This is a genomic window from Oceanicola granulosus HTCC2516 (assembly GCF_000153305.1).
Lineage (GTDB): Bacteria > Pseudomonadota > Alphaproteobacteria > Rhodobacterales > Rhodobacteraceae > Oceanicola > Oceanicola granulosus.
On sequence record NZ_CH724107.1, the window covers coordinates 1149115 to 1168642 of the forward strand.

At 70.5% G+C, this 19528-nt stretch carries 11 protein-coding genes and 1 tRNA gene; 1 reads left to right on the forward strand and 11 read right to left on the reverse strand.

The annotated features are described in order from the left end of the window. Positions 1-17 precede the first annotated feature (17 nt). The 7 genes from treY to OG2516_RS05455 are packed head-to-tail and all read right to left on the reverse strand — an operon-like array spanning position 18 to position 15428. A complete protein-coding gene (gene treY / locus OG2516_RS05425; RefSeq protein ID WP_007254626.1) occupies positions 18-2324 on the reverse strand; it encodes a malto-oligosyltrehalose synthase in 2307 nt (768 codons plus the stop codon). After that, positions 2321-4138 carry a 4-alpha-glucanotransferase gene (malQ, locus tag OG2516_RS05430; RefSeq protein WP_007254627.1) on the reverse strand — a complete coding sequence of 606 codons (1818 nt, stop codon included), beginning with the start codon at positions 4136-4138 and terminating at the stop codon, positions 2321-2323. Before malQ ends, treY begins: the two co-directional genes overlap by 4 nt. Further along, on the reverse strand, positions 4135-5859 hold the full coding sequence (gene treZ / locus OG2516_RS05435; protein ID WP_007254628.1) for a malto-oligosyltrehalose trehalohydrolase: 1725 nt from the start codon (positions 5857-5859) through the stop codon (positions 4135-4137). Before treZ ends, malQ begins: the two co-directional genes overlap by 4 nt. Beyond that, positions 5852-7960: a glycogen debranching protein GlgX gene (gene glgX / locus OG2516_RS05440; RefSeq protein ID WP_007254629.1), complete on the reverse strand. Its 2109-nt coding sequence runs from the start codon at positions 7958-7960 to the stop codon at positions 5852-5854. Before glgX ends, treZ begins: the two co-directional genes overlap by 8 nt. Further along, complete coding sequence (glgB, locus tag OG2516_RS05445) at positions 7961-10153, reverse strand: 1,4-alpha-glucan branching protein GlgB (protein WP_007254630.1); 2193 nt, start codon at positions 10151-10153, stop codon at positions 7961-7963. After that, a complete protein-coding gene (gene treS, locus OG2516_RS05450) occupies positions 10150-13455 on the reverse strand; it encodes a maltose alpha-D-glucosyltransferase (RefSeq protein ID WP_007254631.1) in 3306 nt (1101 codons plus the stop codon). The genes glgB and treS overlap by 4 nt, the downstream gene beginning before the upstream one ends. After that, entirely contained in the window at positions 13452-15428 is a 1977-nt protein-coding gene (locus OG2516_RS05455) for a maltotransferase domain-containing protein (protein ID WP_050769114.1), read from the reverse strand. Before OG2516_RS05455 ends, treS begins: the two co-directional genes overlap by 4 nt. A gap of 365 nt (positions 15429-15793) precedes the next feature. Between OG2516_RS05455 and OG2516_RS05460 the strand changes: the two genes are divergently transcribed. Continuing rightward, positions 15794-15883 (forward strand) — tRNA-Ser (locus tag OG2516_RS05460). A 258-nt stretch (positions 15884-16141) separates the two neighbouring features. On the opposite strand, the gene OG2516_RS05465 is transcribed toward OG2516_RS05460, so the two are convergent. The 4 genes from OG2516_RS05465 to OG2516_RS05480 are packed head-to-tail and all read right to left on the reverse strand — an operon-like array spanning position 16142 to position 19502. Next, positions 16142-16882 (reverse strand): ribonuclease activity regulator RraA, encoded by a 741-nt coding sequence (locus OG2516_RS05465; RefSeq protein WP_007254633.1) that lies wholly within the window; start codon positions 16880-16882, stop codon positions 16142-16144. A gap of 18 nt (positions 16883-16900) precedes the next feature. Further along, positions 16901-17818, reverse strand: a complete 918-nt coding sequence (locus OG2516_RS05470) for a sugar kinase (RefSeq protein ID WP_007254634.1) — start codon at positions 17816-17818, stop codon at positions 16901-16903. A gap of 31 nt (positions 17819-17849) precedes the next feature. Next, positions 17850-18593 (reverse strand): SDR family NAD(P)-dependent oxidoreductase, encoded by a 744-nt coding sequence (locus OG2516_RS05475; protein WP_007254635.1) that lies wholly within the window; start codon positions 18591-18593, stop codon positions 17850-17852. Positions 18594-18620: 27 nt separating this feature from the next. After that, positions 18621-19502 (reverse strand): NAD(P)-dependent oxidoreductase, encoded by an 882-nt coding sequence (locus OG2516_RS05480; protein ID WP_007254636.1) that lies wholly within the window; start codon positions 19500-19502, stop codon positions 18621-18623. Between the last annotated feature and the right edge of the window lie 26 nt (positions 19503-19528).

A 19528-nucleotide genomic window follows, 5' to 3' on the forward strand; every position in this document is an offset into this window, starting at 1 on the left:
GCGGCGCAGGGAGGGGGTCAGTCGAGCGTGACCCGCACGTGCGGGCAATCCGCCTCGCCCTCCAGCGGCCAGAGCCTCGTGCCGGTCAGCGCCTCGCTCAGCCCGGCCTCGCGCATGCTGAGCGCGACGCAGAGGGTCCGCTCGCCGTGCCGCCGCTCGAAAGCGAAGACGCCCTCGGGCATCTCGCGACGGTGGTAGCTGCCGTGCAGGAAGAGGTCGGGGTTGTCGCGGCGCGCCGCGAGCAGCGCCCGCGTCAGGGCGAGCTTGCGGGCATCGAGCGGACGGGTCAGCACGGACGGATCGTCGAGCGCGCGGGCGCGCAGGTCGAAGTCGACCGGGCGACGGTTGTCCGGGTCGGTCAGGGCGTAGGCGGCGAGCTCGCAGCCCTGGTAGATGTCGGGGATGCCGGGGATCGTCAGCTTGAGCACCGTCTGGACGATCGACATCCGGTCGGCTTCCGACAGGATTTGCTCCACGTCGCGGGCATGGCGCGGGAAGTGCGAGGCGAGCCGGCGGACGTAGCTCTGGGCGGCCTCCTCGAGCTCCAGGTCGGGCGCGGTCCAGAAGCTCTCGCTCTTGGCCTCGCGCAGCGCCTTGACCACGTGGTCGGCGAGGCGGTCGGCGAGGTCGCCGTCGGCCTGGTCGATGGCGAGGAAGGTCTGGGCGACGTACCAGACGAGGTTGTCGTTGATCCGCGCCGGCGCGAAGCCGCGGCAGATCCGGTGCCACGCCTCGAAGGCCGCGGGCTCGCGGGTGATGGCGGCGATGCGCATCCGCGCGTCCTCGCTGCGCTTGGTGTCGTGCGAAGAGGTCAGCGACAGGCCGTGGGGCATGATCTCGGCGCGCCGCTCCATGGCGCGGTGGAAGCCTTCGAAGCCGAGCGGATCGTCGTCGGGCTCGCCGCCCACCTCGTTGGCCGAGAGCAGCTTCACCTCGCGGTAGAAGGCGGTGTCCTCCTGGCTCTTGGCGACGGCCGCCCCGGTGACCTGCTGCATCCGCAGCCGGAACCGCGCCGTCGCCGCGCCGGGGCGGGTGAGCACCTCGACGAGGAACGGCAGCGCGCCCGGGTCCTGCAGCTGCGCCGCGGCGCGCTGGCCGGTGCGCTGGACGAGCTTGACGTCGGCCTCGCTGATCTTCTCGGCCGTCATGTAGGTGCGGTAGCGCGGGAAGGCGCAGATGAAGGCGAGCAGCGCCTCGCGCAGGGTCTCGGGCCCGAACTCGACGCCGACGGGATCGCTCGAGGCGATCTCCTGGAACTGGCTGTAGAGCTGCCAGAGCTCGGCGGCGAGGTCGTGGGTCATGATCTGGTGGCGCGCGGTCCAGAGCGCGTCCTCCACCGACTCGGTGCGCCCGGTCGCCTCGCGGTAGGCGGCCTCGATCCGGTCGAGCCCGGCGGCGTCGGTGAGCAGCCGGTTGAGCGCGCGGGCGACGACGTAGCCCGTCGTCCCCTCGATCGGCCACTCGCGCGGCGGCATCTCGGGGCCGGAGAGGATCTTCTCCACCCAGATCGGCGTCTCCCCCACCCGCGCGCGCAGCCGCTCGAGGTAGGCGGTCGGGTCGGCGAGGCCGTCGACGTGGTCGATGCGGATGCCCTCGACGATGCCCTCGTCGACGAGCTGGAACAGCAGCCGGTGGGCGTCCTCGAACACCGCCGGGTCCTCGACGCGCACGCCGATCAGGCCGGTGACGTTGAAGAAGCGCCGGTGGCTCAGCGCGTCGCTCTCGGTGCGCCAGTGCACCAGCCGCCACGGCTGCTCGGCGTGGAGCTCGCGCAGCGCGACGATGTCGCCGCCGCGCGCCCTGGAAAGCGACGGGGTGTCGGCCAGCGGCACCCGCAGCCCGCCGGTGACGAGCACCGGGCCGTCGTCGTCGTCCTCGACGGAGAAGCCGTCGCCCTCGCCCGCGAGGATGCGCTCGAACGGCGCGGTGAGCCACGGCAGGCGGATGCGGTCGTGGCCGGGGTCGAGGTCGAAGTGGCCGGCGTAGTCGCTGTCGGCGCCGTGGCGCAGCACGTCGCGCAGCCAGGGCGTCGCGACGGAGAAGGCCATGTGGTTGGGCACGATGTCGAGGATCAGCCCCAGCCCCTCGGCCTTCAGCGCCGCCGACAACCGCCGCAGCCCCTCGAGGCCGCCGAGCGCGGGCTCGATCTCGTTGGGGTCGGTGACGTCGTAGCCGTGGGTCGAGCCCGGCTGCGCGGTGAAGAGCGGCGAGGCGTAGAGGTGGCTGACCCCGAGCCGCGCGAGGTAGGGGGCGAGCCCGGCGGCGCGGTCGAAGTCCATGCCGTTGCGGAATTGCAGGCGGTAGCAGGCAGTGGGGAGGGTCATGCGGTCGCGTCCTGTGGGCGGGGGCGTTCCTGGCGCATCAGCGCGGTGCTGGCGGCGAAGACGGGGTGGCTCTCGAGCGCGGCGAGGTCGGTCGGGCTGCGCGGGCGCCAGTTGGGGTACTCGTCGAGGGTGCCGGGCAGGTTGGTCGGCACTGCGGGCCCGACGAGGTCGGCGAGCCGCACCCCCACGAGCCGCGACTTCGTGCGGGCGAGGAAGCGGTGGCAGGCGTCGAGCATCTCGGGCGGCATCTCGGCGGCGTCGGCGTCGAGCCGGCCGCGCAGCGCGCCGGCGCGGCGCAGCACCCGGATCAGGTCCTTGCGCTCCTCGCGCCGGTGCAGCGCGTCGGCGTCCGAGCGTTCCTCGTCGACCAGCCCGTGCTCGCGCCGCCGCTCGACGTCCTCGCCGCGCCACCACGCCGAGAGCACCGGCAGGTCGTGGGTCGAGATGCAGGCGAGCGCCGCCTCGGGGTAGCGGGCGAGGCCCTTGAAGCCCGTCTCCGTCTGCTCGAAGACGAGGATGCGGTAGGAGAGGATGTTGGCCTTCTCCATCGCGCCGCGGAAGCCCCTGGGCACGAAGCCGAGGTCTTCGCCGATCACCACCGCCTCGTGTTCCTGGCTCAGCTCGGCGAGCACCCGCACCATGTCCTGGAACGGGAAGCGCAGGTGGGTGCCCTCGGCGGGGCTCGCGCCCTCGGGGACGAGGAAGAGCTGCCAGAGCGCCATCGCGTGGTCGATGCGCAGCGCGCCGGCGTCGCGCAGCTGGGCCTCGATCATGTCGCGGAACGGGGCGAAGCCGGCGGCGCGCAGGGCGGTGGGCGACGGGGCGGAGAGGCCCCAGTTCTGGCCCTCGGTGGCGAACATGTCGGGCGGCGCGCCGACCGACAGGCCCGGCAGCGCGGCGGCGGCGCCCGACCAGGTGGCCGAGCCGTCGGGCGCTTCGCCGACGGCGAGGTCGAGGTAGAGGCCGATCCGCATCCCCGCCGCGCGCGCCGCGTCGGCGGCCTCGGCGAGCTGGGCGCGGGCGATCATCTGCAGCCAGACGTGGAAGCGCACCTCTCCGGCCAGCTCGGCCCGCAGGCGCGCCACCTCCGGCGCCGCGGGATCGTGCAGCGCCCCGGGCCAGTCGCGCCAGCCGGCGCCATGACCGTCGGCGGCCATCTTCAGCGAGATCGCCTCGAACAGCGCGTGCAGCTCCAGCGCCTCCCCGCCCGCGGCGGCGAAGGCGTCGAGGCCGTCGCGCGCGGTGCCCGCGTCGAAGGCGGCGCGCAGGGCGGCGAGCTTCACGCGCACGAGCGCGGGGTAGTCGAGCAGCTCGGCCTCGCGCAGGGCCGCCACCTCGGCGGGCGCGTCGAGCCCGAGCCGATCGGGGGCGATGTAGAGCGGGTTGAGGTAGCGGCGGTTGGACGGGAAGAACGGGCTGCGCCGGTCGGGGTCGGCGAGGAACAGGGCGTGGACCGGGTTGATGCCGAGGAAGTCGGCGCCCGCGCGCCCGCAGATCGCGGCCAGCTCGGCGAGGTCGGCGAAGTCGCCGATGCCCCAGTTGCGCGCGGAGCGCAGCTCGTAGAGCTGGCAGAAGATGCCCCAGCCCGGCGCCTCGGCGAGCGAGGCGGGCGACCAGCAGCGCGCGTCGTCGGGCAGGCTCATGCGCCGGGGCGCGGGCTGGCCCTTGGGCGGTGCGTCGGCGTCCTGGCCGAGCCCCTCGAGGATCAGCCGGAGCGTCGCCTCCGGCACCGGCCGGTCGCCCTCGCCGAAGGGGTCGTCGTAGGCGAGCGTCAGCCCGTGATGTCCCGCCAGCCGCTCCACCCCCTCGCTCATGCCGTCACCCTGATCCAATGCACCGCGCTGTTCGGCGCCCCGAGCGCGCCGACCTTGTGGAGCTCGCGCCCCTGCGCCGCCGGCATCTCGCGCGCGGCGGAGGCGAAGTTGGCGCGCAGCTGGAGCAGCGCGCCGTCGAGCTGCCAGTCGACGGCGAGCACGCCGTCCTCGGCCGCGAGCAGCCGCCCTGCCCCGCCCGTCGTGCCGGCGAGGTGCGGGACGATCTCCGCGTGGCGCAGCTCGAGGAGCCGCCGGACCCGGGCCTGCGCCTCGCGCCCCGCGTCGCTGTCGCGCCGCGCCGGGTCGAGGGTCGACATCTCCATCGTCTCCCGCGCGATCGGGTCGGGCACGTCGTCGAAGCCGGCGAAGCCCTTGAACTCCTCGCGCCGCCCCTTGCGCACCGCCTCGCCGAGCTCGCCGTCGAAGCCCGCGAAGAAGCAGAAGGGCCGCGTCTCGCCGTACTCCTCGCCCATGAAGAGCATCGGGATGTGGGGCGAGAGCAGCAGGATCGCAGTCAGCGCGTCCAGCGTCTCGGGATTCGCCAGCGTGACGAGCCGGTCGCCGCGGGCGCGGTTGCCGGTCTGGTCGTGGTTCTGCAGGAAGTCGACGAACGCGGTGGGCGGCAGGTGCGCCGAGGGCGCACCCCGGCCGGTCTCGCCCTGGAAGGCGAAGCCCTCGGCGAGCGCGCGGCCCAGCAGGCCGAGCGGATCGGTGGCGTAGTCGCCGTAATAGCCCTCGCTCTCGCCGGTGGCGAGGACGTGGGCGGCGTTGTGGAAGTCGTCGTTCCACTCGCCCGAATGCAGCACGATCTCGCCGTCCTCGCCGCGCTCGTGCAGATGGGTGACGTTGCGGTTGTCCTCCGTCGTCAGGTGGACCGGCCGGTCGAGGCGCGCGCGCAACTCCCGTGCCAGCTCGATCAGCAGCTCCGGGTCGGACGGGTCCTCGATCTGGTCGATGGCGTCGAGGCGCAGGCCGTCGAAGCCGTACTCGGTCAGCCAGTAGAGCGCGTTCTCGATGAAGAAGCGGCGCACGGGCGGCGCGCGGTAGTCGATGCCCGCGCCCCACGGCGTGTGGCGGGCCTCGTCGAAGAAGCCCGGCGCGTAGGCGTGGAGGTAGTTCCCGTCGGGGCCGAAGTGGTTGTAGACCACGTCGATCAGCACCATCAGGCCGCGCTCGTGGGCGGCGGCGACAAAGGCGGCGAGGTCGTCGGGCGTGCCGTAGGCGGGGTGCGGGGCGTAGGGCAGCACGCCGTCGTAGCCCCAGCCGCGGTCGCCGCCGAACTGGGCGAGCGGCAGCAGCTCGATGGCGGTGATGCCCAGCGCGGCGAGCCGGTCGAGCTCGGCGGCGGCGGCGCGGTAGGTGCCGGCGGGGGTGAAGGTGCCGACGTGCAGCTCGTAGATCACCGCCTCTTCCCACGGCCGCCCGGCCCAGAAGCCGCCTGCGCGCGGCGCGGTGAGCCGCGACAGGCCGTGCACGTCGCCTGCCTGCCGCCGCGCGGCCGGGTCGGGGACGACGAGCCCGTCGGGCAGCACGAAGCCGTAGGCGTCGCCCTCGGAGGCGGCGCGCTCGAGGCTGAACCAGCCCTCGCCCGCCGCCTCCATCGGGTGATCCTCGCCGTTCAGGCGCAGGCTCAGGCCGTCCACCCCCGGCGCCCACAGGCGGAAGCGCCAAGTGCCGTCGTCGCGGGGCTGGGCGCCCCAGGTGTAGTCGAGGTCAGCCACGGCCCGTCGTCTCCAGAAGCAGCATCGAGCGCGCCGGCAGCGGCACGGTGCCGCCGTCGATCCGGTCGCGCCCCTTGGGATCGGCCACGCCTTCGAGCGTGTCGACGAGCTTGCTCCAGCGGCGCTTGTCGCCGCCGGGGAGGTAGACGTCGAGATCGGTCTCGCTGGCGTTGAGCACCATGTAGAGGAAGGTGTCGTGCTCGTGCATGAGCAGGCCGACGGCCTTCGAGATGCCGTTGTCCCAGTCGCCCTCCTCCATGCGCTGCCCGTCGGGGCGCAGCCACTTGGCGAAGCGGTTGTGGCGCGCGTCGGCGCCGGAATGGAGGTAGCGCTCGGCGAGGAACAGGCCCTTGGTCTTGCGGATGCGGACCAGGCCGCGCACGAAGCGCTCGAACGCCTCGTCGCGCTCGGAGGCCTCCCAGCCGAACCAGTTCATCTCGCCGGGCTGGCAATAGGCGTTGTTGTTGCCCCCCTGGCTGCGGCCGCGCTCGTCGCCCATGAGCAGCATCGGGGTGCCCTGGCTGAACAGCAGCGTCGCCATCAGGTTGCGGCGCTGGCGGTCGCGCAGGGCGGTGATCCCGGGATCGTCCGTCTCGCCCTCGACGCCACAGTTCCAGCTGAGATTGTGGGAGTGGCCGTCGCGGTTGTCCTCGCCGTTCGCCTCGTTGTGCTTGTCGTTGTAGGAGACGAGGTCCATCAGCGTGAAGCCGTCATGGGCGGTGATGAAGTTGACGCTCGCCCAGGGGCGGCGGCCGGCATGGTTGAAGGTGTCGGCCGACCCGAGCAGCTTGCTGGCGAGCTTGGGCAGCGTGCCGCTGTCGCCCTTCCAGTAGGCGCGGGTGGTGTCGCGGTAGCTGTCGTTCCACTCGGCCCAGCCCGGGGGGAAGTTGCCCACCTGGTAGCCGTTGGGCCCGGTGTCCCAGGGCTCGGCGATGAGCTTCACGCCGGCCAGGATCGGGTCCTGGCGCACCGCCTCGAGGAAGATGGCGTGCTCGCTGTAATGGTCGCGGTCGCGCCCCAGCGTGGTGGCGAGGTCGAAGCGGAAGCCGTCGACGTGGCACTCCTCGACCCAGTAGCGCAGCGAATCCATCACCATCTGCAGCACGCGGCTGTTGCGCAGGTTGAGCGAGTTGCCGCAGCCGGTGGTGTCGAAGTAGTAGCGCGGATCGTCGGCGAGCGTGTAGTAGCTGGCGTTGTCGATGCCCCGGAACGACAGCGTCGGGCCGCGCTCGGAGCCCTCGGCGGTGTGGTTGTAGACCACGTCCATGATCACCTCGATCCCCGCCTCGTGCAGGCGGCGGACCATCAGCTTGAACTCGTGCAGCGAGCCGTCGGGCGTCAGGTAGCGCGGCGCGGGGGCGAAGAAGCCCAGCGTGGAATAGCCCCACCAGTTCACCAGGTTCTTCTCGGTCAGGTAGCCCTCGTCGTAGAACGCCTGCACCGGCAGCAGCTCCAGCGAGGTGACGCCGAGGCTGACGAGGTGGTCGATGACCCGCGGGTCGGCCAGCCCCTCGAAGGTGCCGCGCAGTGGCTGCTCGATGCCGTCGTGGCCCATGGTCATGCCGCCGACATGGGCCTCGTAGACCACCGTCCGGCCCCACGGCACGTCGGGGCGGATGTCGCCGCCCCAGGTATGCGCGGTGTCGACGACGACGCATTTCGGCATGACGAAGGCGCTGTCGCGCCGGTCGAAGGAAAGGTCGGCCTTGTCGTGGTTGAGCTTGTAGCCGAACAGCGAGTCGTGCCAGCGCAGGTCGCCCTTGTGCTGCAGCGCGTAGGGGTCGAGCAGCAGCTTGTTGGGGTTGAATCGATGGCCCGCCTCGGGGGCGTAGGGGCCGTGGACGCGATAGCCGTAGAGCTGGCCGGGGCGCACGTCGGGCAGGTAGCCGTGCCAGACCTGGTGGGTGAACTCGGGCAGCTCGATGCGCTCGATCTCGCGGCGGCCGCGGTTGTCGAAGAGGCAGAGCTCGACCTTGGTGGCATGGGCCGAGAACAGGGCGAAGTTGGTGCCCGACCCGTCCCAGGTCGCGCCGAGAGGCACGTCCGACCCGGCGAGGATCGGACGGTTCGTGATCGCTGCGGGAGCGTCCATGTTGTGCATTTACTCCGGAGAGAGAAATATCGTGCCGAGCGGCGGCAGGGTGAGTGCGGCCGACGCGGGCTGGCCGTGCATTCCCTCGCCCGTGGCGCGAATGGTGCCGTTGGCCACGCCGGAACCGCCGTAGTCGCTGGCATCTGAATTCAGAACTTCCCTCCAGGTTCCCTCGAGCGGCAATCCGACGCGGTAGCCCTCGCGCACCACCGGCGCCATGTTGGAGATCACCGCCACCGGGCGGCCGTCGTCGGCCCAGCGCAGGAACGAGAAGGTGTTGTTGTCGGCGTCGCCGCCCTCGATCCACTGGAAGCCCTCGGGGGAGCAGTCGCGCCGGTGCAGCGCCGGGGTGGCGCGGTAGAGCGCGTTAAGATCGCGCACCAGCTTGCGCACCCCGTCGTGCATCGGATCGTCGAGCAGGTGCCAGTCGAGCGACTGGTCGTGGTTCCACTCGCGCTCCTGGGCGAACTCGCCGCCCATGAAGAGCAGCTTCTTGCCCGGATGGCCCCACATGAAGCCGTAATAGGCCCGCAGGTTCGCGAACTTCTGCCAGCGGTCGCCCGGCATCTTGCCCAGCATCGAGCCCTTGCCGTGCACCACCTCGTCGTGGCTCAGCGGCAGCACGAAATTCTCCGAGAAGGCGTAGACAAGGCCGAAGGTCATCTGGTGGTGGTGGTACTTCCGGTGGATCGGATCGAGCGACATGTACTCGAGCGTGTCGTGCATCCAGCCCATGTTCCACTTGAAGTCGAAGCCGAGCCCGTCCTCGCTCACCGGCCGGCTGACGCCCGGAAAGGCGGTGCTCTCCTCGGCGATGGTGAGGCTGCCGGGCGCGTAGTGGCGGGCGGTCTCGTTGACGCCCTTGAGGAAGTCGATCGCGTCGAGGTTCTCGCGCCCGCCGTAGCGGTTGGGGATCCACTCCCCCTCGTTGCGCGAGTAGTCGAGGTAGAGCATCGAGGCGACGGCATCGACGCGCAGCGCGTCGACGTGCAGTTCCTTGAGCCAGTAGGTCGCCGAGGCGCGCAGGAAGTTGGCGACCTCGCGGCGGCCGTAATTGTAGATCAGCGTGTTCCAGTCCTTGTGGAAGCCGAGCCGCGGGTCCTCGTGCTCGTAGAGCGCGGTGCCGTCGAAGCGGGCGAGGCCGTGGGCGTCGGACGGGAAGTGCGCCGGCACCCAGTCGACGATGACGCCGATCCCAGCGCCGTGCAGCCGGTCGACCATCGCCGCGAAGTCCTCGGGCGAGCCGAAGCGCGAGGTGGGAGCGTACATGCCGACGGGCTGGTAGCCCCAAGAGCCGGAGAACGGGTACTCCGTCACCGGGAGGAACTCGACGTGGGTGAAGTTCATCTCGGTGAGGTAGTCGATCAGCTGCTCGGCGAGGGCGGCGTAGTCGAGCATGCTGTTGCCGTCGCCGCGCCGCCAGCTCTCGAGGTGGACCTCGTAGATGGAGATCGGGTCGGCGCGCTGGTCGGGCCGGCGCGCCTCGATCCAGCCGGCGTCGGTCCATTCGTGGCGCACCATGCCGTGCACGACCGACGCCGTCTCGGGCGGCACCTCGGCGGCGAAGCCGACCGGGTCGGCCTTGAGCGGCTGCAGGTGGCCGTAGGTGCCGAGGATTTCGTACTTGTAGGTCTCGCCGCGCCCGATGCCGGGCAGGAAGATCTCCCACACGCCCGTCGCGCCGCGCCGGCGCATCGGGTGGCGGCGGCCGTCCCAGGCGTTGAAGTGGCCGACGACGGAGACCCGACGCGCGTTGGGCGCCCAGACGGCGAAGGAGGTGCCCTCGACGCCCTCGTGGGTCATCGGGTGCGCGCCGAGGCGGCGGTAGATCTCCTCGTGCCGCCCCTCGCCGAGCAGGTACTCGTCCATCTCGCCAAGGACGGGGCCGAAGGCGTAAGGGTCGTGCATCTCCCACTCGTGCCCCTGCGGGTTGCGCAGGCGCAGGCGGTAGGGGAACGGCTTCTTGCGACGCCCGAGCGCCGCGTGGAAGAAGCCTTCCGAGTTGATCAGCTCGAGCTTACAAGCCGACTTGCCCTTGGCGTCGATCACCTCGACCTCGGAGGCGTCGGGCGCGAACACGTTGACAACGATCGGCCCCGTCTCGGAGGCGAGGCGCATGCCGAGGAAGCGGAACGGGTCGCCGTGCTGGCCGCGCAGGATTGCATCGATGTCGGTGGCGGGAGGAGCGGTGTCCGGGATCAAGAGCTTTCTCCGTTTTCGCCGAGGAGGGACAGAAGGCCGCGCAGCGGAATGTCGATCCAGTCGGGACGCATCGACATCTCGTAGGCGACTTCATAGGCGGCCTTCTGGATGAGGAACAGGTCGAGCAGCGCTTCCTCGAACTCCGCGTCGGGGCGCAGCGAGGCGTCGCCGAGGGTCTCGCGGTAGGCGTCGAGGAAAGCGCCCTGGGTGACGGCGCGCCAGCCCTCGATGCCGGCGAGGGTGCGCTCGGGGTCGGCGCCGAGCTCGAGGCGGCGGCGGACGGTGGACCAGAGCGCGTAGTCGAAGCTGCGCAGCATCCCCGCCACGTCGCGCAGCGGCGACGACTTGGCCTGCCGCTCGGCGAGGCTGCGGGTGGGTTCGCCCTCGAAGTCGATGATCATCACGTCGGTCTCGACCACGAGCACCTGCCCGAGATGGTAGTCGCCGTGGATGCGGCAGCGCCCGCCCGAGGGGGTGAGGCCGCGCAGAGCCTCGAGCCGGGCGTCGAAGCGGCCGCGTGCGTCGAGCACCTCGTCGGCCAGCGCCCGGCCGGTCTCGTCGAGGCCGTCGCGGTGCGCGGCGAGGCGGTCGAACACGTCTGCCAGCTCGCCGCGGACGTCGTCGACGAGGCTGGCGAGGTCGTCCTCGCCCATCGGCTCTTCCGCGAAGGCGCTGCCCGGCGCGCCGCTGGCGAGCGCCAGGTGCAACTCGCCGGTGCGCCGCCCGAGGACCGCGCCGAGATCGAGCGGGCCGCCCATCACGTGGGCCTCCTCCTCGTCGCCCTCCTGCGAGGCCGCCTCGGTCATCTCCTCGCGCTCCATGTCGCGCTCGAGCGCCTCGGTCACGTAGCGCCACGCGTCGCCCTGGTTGCGCACGAACTCCGACGCCGCCGCGAGGGTCGTGGGGGTGCCGTCGGGGGCGATCCAGTCGAGCGTGCCGAGCAGCGCCGGGCTCGCCTCGAAGTCGGTCTCCTCGGTAAGGAAGCGCGCCACCTCGATGTCGGGCTGCACGCCGCCCCGCAGGCGGCGGTAGAGCTTCAGGATCACCTTGTCGGAGAAGGCGATCGAGGCGTTGGACTGCTCCGCCGACAGCAGGCGCGGCTCGCCGGGATCGGCGGCGAGCTCGGCAAGGCCGGGGCTGCCGCGGAATTCGATGCTGCCCTCGCTCGCGGGCATCGTCGTGCTCTCGACCATCGCGCCGAGCAGCGTGCGCGCCATCTCCTCGTCGACCGCGCCGTCGAGCACCGCGCCGACGCGGTTGGCCTGGCGCAGCTTCGCCAGCGTCGCCGGCAGGCGCGGGCCGATGGTGAGCGCGTCCTCGCCCCAGACCGCCGAGACCGGCAGGAAGTAGCGCGCCTCGCCGCCGCTGGAGGCGACATCGACCACCGAGAGCATGTGCCGCCCCTGCCCCATCTCGGCGAGCTTGTGCATCGTCACCTTGCCGATCCGCTCTTCCTTGGCGGCGAACCAGCGCTGCAGCGGCAGGTACTCGCGCAGGGTCTGGCGCTCGAACTGCGCCGCCGAGGCGTCGCGCAGGGCCGAGCCGATCGTGCCGTCGCGGGTGGTCAGGGTCAGGAAATCGGGCAGCATCTGGGTGTACGGCGTATGCCACTCGGGCGCCGCCTCCTCGTCGGCCAGCAGGAACCAGTAGAACCCGTAGGCCGGCAGCGTCAGCAGGTAGGGCAGCTCGCCCACCGGCGGGAACGGCGACTGCGCGGTCAGCTCGACCGGCACCCGGCCGGAGAACTCCGACAGGTCGATCTCCGCCGCCTGCGCCTGGCGCGACAGGTTGGCCACGCAGAGCACCGTCTCGCCCTCGTGGCGGCGCAGGTAGGCGAGCACCTTGCGGTTGCGCGGGTAGAGCAGCTCGATTTCGCCGCGCCCGAAGACGGGGTGGCGCTGGCGCACCGCGATCATCCGCTTGACCCAGTTGAGCAGCGACGTCGGCGAGCTCTGCTGCGCCTCGACGTTGATCGCCTCGTAGCCGTGCACCGGATCCTGGATCGTGGGCAGGTAGAGCTGCTGGGGATTGGCGCGGCTGAAGCCGGCATTGCGGTCGGCCGACCATTGCATCGGGGTACGCACCCCGTCGCGGTCGCCGAGGTAGTAGTTGTCGCCCATGCCGATCTCGTCGCCGTAGTAGACGATCGGCGTGCCGGGCATCGACATCAGCAGGCTGTTGAGCAGCTCGATCTTGCGCCGGTCGTTCTGCAGCAGCGGCGCGAGACGGCGGCGGATGCCCATGTTGATCCGCGCCCGCCGGTCCTCGGCGTAGAAGTTCCACAGGTAGTCGCGCTCGCGATCGGTGACCATCTCGAGCGTCAGCTCGTCGTGGTTGCGCAGGAAGATCGCCCATTGGCAATCCTCCGGGATCGCCGGCGTCTGGCGGATGATGTCGGTGATCGGGTAGCGGTCCTCCTGCGCCACCGCCATGTACATCCGCGGCATCAGCGGGAAGTGGAAGCCCATGTGGCACTCGTCGCCCTCGCCGAAATAGGGGCGGGTGTCCTCGGGCCACTGGTTCGCCTCGGCCAGCAGCATCCGGTTCTCGTAGTGCTTGTCGAGATCGGCGCGGATCGCCTTCAGCACGTCGTGGGTCTCGGGGAGGTTCTCGTTGTTGGTGCCGTCGCGCTCGACGAGGTAGGGGATCGCGTCGAGCCGCAGCCCGTCGACGCCCTTGTCGAGCCAGAAGTGCATCACGTCGAGCACCTCCTCGAGCACCTTCGGATTGTCGAAGTTGAGATCGGGCTGATGGTCGAAGAAGCGGTGCCAGTAGAACTGCTCGGCCACCGGATCCCAGGACCAGTTGGAATCGTGGGTGTCGTTGAAGATCACCCGCGTCTTGTCCATCCAGCGGCTCGGATCGTCCGACCAGACGTAGAAATCGCGCTCGGGGCTGCCCTTGGGCGCGCGGCGAGCGCGCTGGAACCACTCGTGCTGGTCGGACGTGTGGTTGATGACCAGCTCGGTGATCACCTTGAGCCCGCGCCGGTGCGCCTCGTCGACGAAGCCCTGGAAGTCGTCCATCGTCCCGTATTGCGGGTTCACCGCCTTGAACTCGGCGATGTCGTATCCATCGTCGCGCAGCGGCGAGGGGTAGAAGGGCAGCAGCCAGATCGCCGTCGCACCGAGTTCCTGGACGTGGTCGAGCCGCCGCATCAGGCCGGCGAAATCGCCGATGCCGTCGTTGTTGCTGTCCTGGTAGGCCTTGACGTGGACCTGGTAGATCACCGCGTCCTTGTACCAGTCGGCCTCGGTCGCGCCGGGCTCGGCGGCGAGAAGTTTCCTGTCTGCGATGGTCATGCGACGCCTCCGGGCGGGAACAGCTTCCAAATGGCATAAGGCCGGTTGACCGGGTCGAGCGCGAGCCGGTGATCCTTGCCGTGCCAGGTGAAGCGGTTGCCGTGGATGGCGTCCTCCACCTCGATCGAGGCGGCGTCGGGCAGACCGAACTCCCAGAGCGGCAGCTCGAAGCCGAACTCCGCGCCGTTGTGCGGGTCGATCAGCACATGGAACAGCAGGTAGTTGCGGTGCGCCTCGTCGAAGCGGCCGTAGTAGAGCACCCGCTCGTCGTGGGCCTTGAAGAAGCGCAGGTTGAGGAAATCCTTCATCGCCGGGTTCTCGCGGCGGATCCGGTTGATGAGACGGATGTCATCCTTGATGTGGCCCTCGGCGTCCCAGTCGCGGTGGCGCAGCTGGTACTTCTCGGAATCGAGGTACTCCTCCTTGCCCGGCAGCGGCGCGCTCTCGCAAAGCTCGAAGCCCGAATACATCCCGTAGTTCCCCGCCAGCGACGCCGCCATGAGCAGCCGGGTGCGGAAGCCGGCGCGGCCCGAATACTGCAGGAAGACCGGGTTGATGTCAGGAGTGTTGGTGAAGAAGTTGGGCCGCATGTAGTGGCGGCACTCCTCGGTCGTCAGCTCGGTGAGGTACTCGGTCAGCTCGTGGGCATTGTTGCGCCAGGTGTAGTAGGTGTAGCTCTGGTTGAAGCCCACCTTCGCGAGCCGCTTCATCACCTTGGGCCGGGTGAAGGCCTCCGACAGGAAGATCGCGTCGGGGTACTCGCGGCGCACCTCACCGATGATCCACTCCCAGAACGGGAACGGCTTGGTGTGCGGGTTGTCGACGCGGAAGCTCAGCACCCCGTGGCCGGCCCAGAACAGGAACAGGTCGCGGATCGCGTGCCAGAACGGCGTGTTGGGGCGGCCGTCGTCGAGGTAGTAGCGGAAGTTGACGATGTCCTCGTACTTCTTCGGCGGGTTCTCGGCGAACTTGATCGACCCGTCGGGGCGGCGCTCGAACCAGTCGGGGTGTTCCTCGATCCAGGGGTGGTCGGGCGAGGCGTTGAGGGCGATGTCGAGCGCGATCTCGAGCCCCTTCTCGGCGGCGGCGGCGACCAGCGCGTCGAAATCCTCGAGCGTGCCGAGTTCGGGATGCACCGCGTCCATGCCGCCCTCGGGCGAGCCGATGGCGTAGGGAGAGCCGATGTCGCCGGGCTCGGCCTTGAGCGAGTTGTTCTTGCCCTTGCGGTTGGTGGTGCCGATCGGGTGGATCGGCGGGAAGTACAGGACGTCGAAGCCGAGGTCGCGGACGTAGTCGAGCCGGCCGATCACGTCGCGGAAGGTCCCGTGCTGCCCCTCCGGCCCCGCCGAGCGGGGGAACAGCTCGTACCAGGCCGAGAACGCCGCCCGCTCCCGGTCGACCCAGAACGGCAGGTCGTCGTAGCGGGTGACGTTGGCGCGGGGGCCGAGGCGGGCCATCAGGGCGTTGGCGTCCGCGCCCAGCAGCGTCTCGGCGTCGCCGGCCTTGGCGGCTTTCTGCAGCGCCTTCAGCGCCGGGCCGAGCCCCTGCCCGCGCGGCGCCTTGCACGCGGCAAGCATCTGCCGCGCCTCCTCCATCTCGACGGAGACGTCCTGGCCCGCGTCGAGCTTCTTGCGGGTATCGCGCGCCCAGGTCCCCCAGAGATCGCGCCACGCCACCAGCGACAGCTGCGCCGGGCCGGGTTCGGCGAAGGTGACCTCGGCGCTCCAGCGGTCGTTGACGCCCTTGAGCATCGGCATCTCGCTGCCGTCGGCCTTGACCAGGGCCGCGGCGATGACCTCGTGGCCGTCGCCGAAGATGTCGGCGCTGACCTCGACGAGCCATCCCGCCACGGCCTTCGCAGCGAAGCGGCCGCCGTCGATCTCGGGGCTCACGGCCTCGATCACGAGCCGCTTGGCGGCAAGGTCCTGCAAGGTTGCGTCAGAATCGGTTTTGCGTGGCGTCTTTGCGGCCATCTATCCCTGTCCCCCATGATCGTTCCGCTGCCCGGGAACGTTTGCTCCTGAACAGCAAACGAGCCAGAGGCGACCCGGTTCCTGCCCGCCTCGAGGCTAGGGCACAATCTCAGGCGGAGTCGTCAACGATCTTCCGCACCGGCGCATCTGCCCGGAAAACAGGCGGCGCGCCCGCGCCCCGGCGGACCGGTGCGCACGGGAGCGGCCATGGCCACGCTCAGCGCCGACCATCGCCACCCGCGCTCCCCGCCGTGGCCGGCTTCCTGGCGATCGCAAGGACGGCAGGCGCAGTGCCGCCACGACCGGCACAAAACCCCGCCATCCGCCCTTGCATCCCCTCGCCACCTTCCGCTAGAGACGCCGGCGGAGAGGTGGCCGAGTGGTCGAAGGCGCACGCCTGGAAAGTGTGTAGGCGGGAAACCGTCTCGAGGGTTCGAATCCCTTCCTCTCCGCCACCATGGCCTTTTTATAGATACATGACAGTGACTTGCCGGAATTCCCGTCGGCTGGACATCCTGCTATCCGCCAATAGCTTGTCTGACTCCTAACCGGGTGAGCGGGAGCATGATGTTTGATGACTCAAGTGAGGTCGTCGGCCTACGAGGTTGATATTCAACGCTACTCGAATGAGCGTGCTAGCTGATCTCCAAGGTCAACGTGTTGCTCAGCCTGCGCCACCATCGGTCCCTTCACGACCGCCGCTCCCGCCCCCCTCAGTCCCTCTGCGCGCGCCAGGCGCGGTAGCGGTCCTCGGTCTCGGGGTCGGTCGGCGGGTAGAGGCCGATCACCGGGACGCCGCGCTTCACCTCTTCCAGCACGAAGTCCTCGAACAGCTCCATCTCGGCGCTGTCGGCCGCGATTTCGTCGGCGAGGTGGCGGGGGATGACCATGACGCCGTCCTCGTCGCCGAGCAGGATATCGCCGGGATAGACGGCGACGCCGCCGCAGGCGATGGGCAGGCCGATGTCGACCGCGTGGTGCTTGGTCAGGTTGGTCGGGGCCGAGGGCTTGGCCGCGAAGACGGGCATGTCGAGCGCGCCCGCCCCGGCGGCGTCGCGGATGCCGCCGTCGCTGACTACGCCCGCCGCGCCCCGGACCTGCAGGCGGGTCAGCAGGATCGAGCCGGCCGAGGCCGCAGTGGCGTCCTGGCGGCAATCCATCACCAGCACCGCGCCGGCGGGGCATTCCTCGACCGCGACGCGCTGCGGGTGGTCCGGCTCGCGGAAGGCGGTCAGCGGGTCGGTGTCCGGACGCGTGGGGATGTAGCGCAGGGTGTAGGCGGGCCCGACCATGCGGGGCTTGCCGGGCGCGAGCGGCCGGACGCCCTGGATGTAGGCGTTGTGGTAGCCGCGCTTGAACAGCAGCGTCGCCACCGTGGCGGTGCTCGCCGCGGCGAGGCGCGGGAGGGTGTCGGGCTTCAGCGCGATCGTGTCGGCCGGTGCGGGATTCGCCATGTCGGTCTCCTTGTTCCTTCAAGCGTCGGCGTGCGGGCGCAGGGACGGGACCTCGACGAGCGCGCCCTTGCCCTGGACCACCTGCCCGGCGAGGGCCGCGGCGGCGGCGATGGCTGTCTCGAGCGGCTGCCCGGCGAGGACGCTGTCGAGCAGGCCCGCGTTGAAGCTGTCGCCCGCCGCGGTGGTGTCCACCACCTGCGCGACCGGCGGGACGGGCACCCGCCCGCGGCGGCCGTCCTGCAGGAAGTGCACCGCGTGGGGCCCGTTCTTGACCACGACGCTGCGCACCCCGGCCCTCGCATAGCGGTCGGCGGTGGCGTCGGGGCCGGCATCGCCGAACCAGGCCGCCTCGTCCTCGAAGGACGGCAGGGCGATGTCGCTCACCGCCGCCCCCTGCATGATTGTCTCGGTCATCTCGCCGGTCCCGGCCCAGAGGCGCGGGCGCAGGTTGGGGTCGAAGGCGATGGTCCGGCCCGTGGCGCGCGCCTGCGCCAGCGCCCGTAGCAGCGTCGCGCGGCCGCACTGGTCGAGGATGGCGAGGGTGATGCCGGAGAAGTAGACGACGTCGGCCCGCGCCATCGCCGCGGCCAGCGCGTCCGCGTCGCCGGCCAGCTCGCGGGCGGCGGACTGGCCGCGCCAATAGGCGAAGCTGCGCTCGCCCTGCTCCAGCGTGATCAGGTAGAGGCCGACGGTCCGCCCCGGGATCACCCGCAGCCCGCCCCCGTCGATGCCCGCGGCGCTCATCGCCGCGCGCATCTGCTGCGACAGGGCGTCGTCGCCGATGGCCGAGAAGTAGGAGATCCTGCTCTCGGGGCGCAGCCGGGCGAGGTACCACGCGGTGTTGAACGTGTCTCCCGCGAAGCCGAGGCGATAGGTCCCCGGCAGGTCCGCCGGGGCCAGTTCGGCCATGCATTCTCCGATCGACAGGATGTGCATCGGCCCTCCCTTTCCACTCCGGCGCGCCGGCTCAGCTGAAGAGCACGCCGCCGTTGATGTCGACGTTGGTGCCGGTCATGAAGGCGCTGTCGTCGCAGGCCAGGAACAGCACGAGGTTCGCGGTGTCCTCGACCGTGCCCTGCCGCCTGAGCGGCGCGGTCGCCTCGTAGCCGCGCCGGCCGGCGTCCGGCGTGTGAATGTTGTGGAAGTCGGTGTCGATCATCCCAGGGCAGAGCGCGTTGACGCGGATGTCGGGGCCCAGCTCCTTGGCGAGGCCGCGGGTCATGGTCATGATCGCGCCCTTGGAGCTGGCGTAGGCCACCGCCCCTGCCCCGCCGCCGTCGCGGCCGGCCTGGCTGGCGAGGTTGACGATGGCGCCCTTGTCCATGTGCGGCAGGCAGGCCTTGACCATCAGGAAGGTGCTGGTGACGTTGAGGTCCATCACCGCCTGCCAGTGCTCGAGCTCCATTTCGGCGATGGTCTTGCGCCCGATCAGGCCGCCGGCGTTGTTGACCAGCACGTCGACGCGGCCGAACTCCTCGACGGTCCGCGCCACCAGCGCGTCCACGTCGGCCTGTCTGGTCAGGTCGCCCTGCATGGCGAAGGCCTTGCCACCGCGCCCGGTGATCTCCGCGACGGCCTCCTCTGCCCCGGTGCCCGTCGAGAAGTAGTTGATCGCGACGGCCGCGCCCTCGGAGGCGAGCTTGAGCGCCGCGGCGCGGCCGATGTCCCGTCCGCCGCCGGTGACGATGGCGGTTTTTCCCTGCAGTTTCATGGTCTTTTCCTTGTGTCTTGTCTTTGCTCAGGACTCGAGCCTGCGGAAGTAGTCGAAGATCTCGGGCACGTTGCCCTGTCCCATGCCTGCCTCCACAGCCGCCTGCAAGTTGTGCGAGGTGCCCTCGGCGATCTCGGCGCGGGTGCCGAGATCCTCGGCCATCTTCAGGAAGTAACCGAGGTCCTTGTTGGCGTTGCTGATCGAGAAGCCGAGGTCGCTGACCCCGTCGACCGCGTAGTTCTTGCAAAAGCCCATGAAGGGCGAGTTCGACGGGCCGGTCGACATGATGTCGTAGAGCTGCGCCCGGTCGACCCCGGCGCGCTCGGCCACGGCGAAGGCCTGGGACATGGTGCAGACGGTGGTCATGCCCATGAAGTTGTTGATCAGTTTGGTGACGTGGCCGTTGCCCAGCGCGCCGAGGTGGAAGACGTTCTCGCCCTGCTCCTCGAGCACCGGCCGGACCTTGTCGAACCACTTGCGCTCGCCGGCGGCCATGATGTTGAGCAGCCCGTCCTTGGCGTGCGCGGGCGTGCGGCCGAGCGGCGCGTCGACCATGCCCGCCCCCTTGGCGGCGAGGTCGGCGCCGATCTTGCGGGTGGAGGCGGGGATCGAGGTGCCGAAATCGACCAGCACCTTGCCCTCGGTGATGCCGGCGAGGATGCCGTCATCGCCGTAGACGAGCTTTTCCACGACCTCCGAGGTCGTCAGGCAGAGCATCACGATGTCCGCCGCCTCGGCGAGCGCCTTGGCCGAGGCCGCCTCGCGGGCGTTGCCCCGGTCGGTCACCGCCTTCACGGCGTCCGCGTCGAGGTCCATCACGACCAGCTCGTAGCCACGGGTCTGCAGGTTCGCGACCATGTTGCCGCCCATCAGGCCGAGGCCGATGAAGCCGATGACAGGTTTGGTCATGTGGATGTCTCCCTTGGAGCGTAACG

What these genes read in the sequence shown, in the direction of transcription:
- treY (WP_007254626.1), bottom strand. Translation starts at nt 2,324, where the DNA reads ATGACCCTCCCCACTGCCTGCTACCGCCTGCAATTCCGCAACGGCATG.
- malQ (WP_007254627.1), bottom strand. Translation starts at nt 4,138, where the DNA reads ATGAGCGAGGGGGTGGAGCGGCTGGCGGGACATCACGGGCTGACGCTC.
- glgX (WP_007254629.1), bottom strand. Translation starts at nt 7,960, where the DNA reads ATGCACAACATGGACGCTCCCGCAGCGATCACGAACCGTCCGATCCTC.
- treS (WP_007254631.1), bottom strand. Translation starts at nt 13,455, where the DNA reads ATGACCATCGCAGACAGGAAACTTCTCGCCGCCGAGCCCGGCGCGACC.
- OG2516_RS05455 (WP_050769114.1), bottom strand. Translation starts at nt 15,428, where the DNA reads ATGGCCGCAAAGACGCCACGCAAAACCGATTCTGACGCAACCTTGCAG.
- OG2516_RS05465 (WP_007254633.1), bottom strand. Translation starts at nt 16,882, where the DNA reads ATGGCGAATCCCGCACCGGCCGACACGATCGCGCTGAAGCCCGACACC.
- OG2516_RS05470 (WP_007254634.1), bottom strand. Translation starts at nt 17,818, where the DNA reads ATGCACATCCTGTCGATCGGAGAATGCATGGCCGAACTGGCCCCGGCG.
- OG2516_RS05475 (WP_007254635.1), bottom strand. Translation starts at nt 18,593, where the DNA reads ATGAAACTGCAGGGAAAAACCGCCATCGTCACCGGCGGCGGACGGGAC.
- OG2516_RS05480 (WP_007254636.1), bottom strand. Translation starts at nt 19,502, where the DNA reads ATGACCAAACCTGTCATCGGCTTCATCGGCCTCGGCCTGATGGGCGGC.